The sequence below is a fragment of the Janibacter sp. CoH_79_TC_3 genome (assembly GCF_058197955.1).
In genome coordinates, this window is record NZ_JBXWIV010000041.1 from 1 (window position 1) to 2756 (window position 2756).

3 protein-coding genes are annotated in these 2756 nt (G+C 39.3%); 1 reads left to right on the top strand and 2 read right to left on the bottom strand.

Features of this window, described 5'->3' with window-relative positions; all coding sequences use genetic code 11:
* Positions 1-205: 205 nt before the first annotated feature.
* Positions 206-379, top strand: a complete 174-nt coding sequence (locus AC2FA3_RS14920; protein WP_201624233.1) for a hypothetical protein — start codon at positions 206-208, stop codon at positions 377-379.
* A gap of 268 nt (positions 380-647) precedes the next feature.
* Here AC2FA3_RS14920 and AC2FA3_RS14925 read toward each other — a convergent pair whose 3' ends face one another.
* Both AC2FA3_RS14925 and AC2FA3_RS14930 read right to left on the bottom strand, forming a co-directional pair.
* Positions 648-1061 carry a PaaI family thioesterase gene (locus AC2FA3_RS14925; protein WP_201624235.1) on the bottom strand — a complete coding sequence of 138 codons (414 nt, stop codon included), beginning with the start codon at positions 1059-1061 and terminating at the stop codon, positions 648-650.
* A 1443-nt stretch (positions 1062-2504) separates the two neighbouring features.
* Positions 2505-2756 (bottom strand): hypothetical protein (locus tag AC2FA3_RS14930; RefSeq protein WP_490510266.1); only part of this gene is annotated, 252 nt, incomplete at its 5' end.

Below are 2756 nucleotides of genomic sequence, written 5' to 3' on the forward strand. Positions count from 1 at the left end.
CTTGCATCTTAAAGTCTAGATCGTAACGCATAAAAATACCCCATAAGTTGTGTCCAACTTATGGGGGTCAGTTCATTGATATAAGTAGAAACCTCAATCAATATGATTAAAGTTTCTATATATAGTAAAAGCAACTATAAATTGCCACACAGCCTTTCCTAAAAACTGTGTAACTGCTTATAACTCAATAACAGGAGAATAAGCAGTGGCTACTCAATCTGATATTAAAAAACTGGCCGAGCAAATGGCTGTTAGCATGAATAGCTATGATGACATCAAAGACTTCCAAAAGCAGCTCATGCAATCCTTTATCGACACTGTACATAGTAGTAATGTTGAAGAGGGATTGGCTATCTTTAATAAAGGCGTATTTCACTAACTGTGATTTGCGAAGTACGCAGTGGTCTCATTCGAGCATAGCTCTTATCTTGCGTCGGGGCGAAGCAGTGCCTCGCTTCCTTCTTTCATATTTAAGATATCTCATTCATCCTGAGCTGCCTAGCTACTTTGCCGTCGCTGAAACATTATAGTTTTTTTCTGCTCTTTTTTGATAGCTTCAGCATTAAAAGTTACACTAAATGTTCTAAAGTTTCTTCAGCATAACTCACTGAGACGATAGTGTTGAATAGTGTGTATTTATAAGTCATTTAGTCGTGATTAGGAGGTACGGAATATGTGCCAACGACATGTGCAACCAAGTCGCCAAATCCTTCTGAGTACAAGGAAACTTCGCCTACGATTAGCGTACGTCCTACTTTTAGTAAGGTGCACTTAGCAATGATACGTGCGTCTGCTGATGGTTTACGCAAAAAATTGATGGTTAGGCTCGTCGTTACTGTTAAAGGCACAATACCAATTTTACCAAATATCGCTACATAGAGTGCGACATCAGCAATGCTCATTAATACAGGACCAGAGACGGTGCCACCTGGACGCAACTCATCTCTACCAATATCATGCGATAAGATGGAACTGTTATCGTCTACTGCTTCAACTATGCATTTGGTTTGAGGAAATTCTAATGCCAGAAAGGCAGTTATCTCTTCTTTGGTTGCTGACATATATAATCCTTGTAGTGGTCAACTAATTTGAGACAGCTAGTAAAATATTTTGGTTAAAATAACGTCTCTATTTTCCTGCTGGTAGCAAATAGTCATTAAAACTATGTAGTCTCAAAGTTTGATAAGGTCACTATCAGTAATATCTTCGTAACCGCCCTTTAGCATGCATTCTGTTTTAGAGCTCCTGAAGAGCCTTCTAGTTGGGGCGTTATCCCAACAATTACCAAGACGACTCATACTTTGGGTCATGCGATCGCAACCAGCGACAGATTCAGCGAATTTCTTACTGGTATAATGCGTCCCTTTATCAGAATGAAGCAGCACATCACTTAGTTTCAGGCGTGTTTGATACGCTATCTGTAGCGCTTTAGTTATCAGTACACTGTGAGGGGGGGGTGACCCAGAAATACCTCTACATACTGAGCATAAAAATTTAAAACTACCGCTCAATAGTACCAGCCACCTTTAATATGAATATAAGTAACATCACCCGTACAGACTTGATTGGGCGCTGTTGGGCTAAAGTTTCAAGCTAATATATCGTCATATGTTTGATCAGCGTGCTTGTATTTATGCGTCTTTAACTAACAGCTTTTAAGGCCGATTTGTTAGATCAACTTAGCTATCATATAACGTAAAAATTTGCTGCCATACTTACTCATTAGTATGAGCCTCTACCGATTGCTAGGAATCGTTGAATATTTGACGGATTAACGCCTTGTACTTGACGATTTCTAGGCGGACGGGTGGCGGCTTTAGTCCATAATAGTAACTGCTTTTTATCAAGCCAAATAGCTTACACAGAAGGCCTTTACTCACCCGTTTATTTTGCTCTGCAGCTGGCTGATCAACAATAGCCTTTAAGGTTGTCTAATGCCAGAAGAGCAGAAGCATTTTTAAGATATCGCGCTCCATAGTCAGCCGCTTAACCTATTTACGCAGTTCTTAGAGCTCTCGCTATTCATCCGTTAAGGCATTACCAGTTTTAGGTGCTTGGTCATTCATTGCTTAACAATAATGACTTAGCCATTTCTGCAGGATAGACTTACCTATAACTAATGTATCAGCAACGTCAGGTATTTTATGCTTGTGTTCAACGCCTAAACTGATAGCTTATAACTTGAATTCTCGAGAGTATGGGTTGCGTTTGTTGGTCGTACTATTTTCTTTCTTTTGGTTGGGGCGTGTCCTCAATTTAATCGATGGATATCTAAATGGTCTAAAAATGGCTAAATTTTTCCAAACTTCGTCAAACAGCTGGGTAATATCCCGATATTAACTGCACTATTTTCCTTGTTTGGCTACAATTTATCTCATTTTTATCACCATTTTTAAAATGAGGACACGCCCTAGTATAAACCTCTTATACGCTGTCCAGTTTTATTATGCCACTACAGCTTATATCTGGCTGAAATTATGAATATTCAACACGCCCTAGTTATCCTACCCAATTTTTTGTCTAAACCTCATAGATTCAAGAGTAGCAAGCCATATCAAAGGTAAAATAATCAACGCAGAACCTATTAACAAAGTTACGTTTGGCACTTCGTTAAACCATATGATGCCGACCACCACCGCTCCTAGTAAACCTGAGTATTCCGCACTAGAGACTTTGTACGCTTCAATGTGTCGGTACACCTGTACGCATATACCCGCATAAATCAAAATAAATACATTTGAACTGGCGGCCGTAAT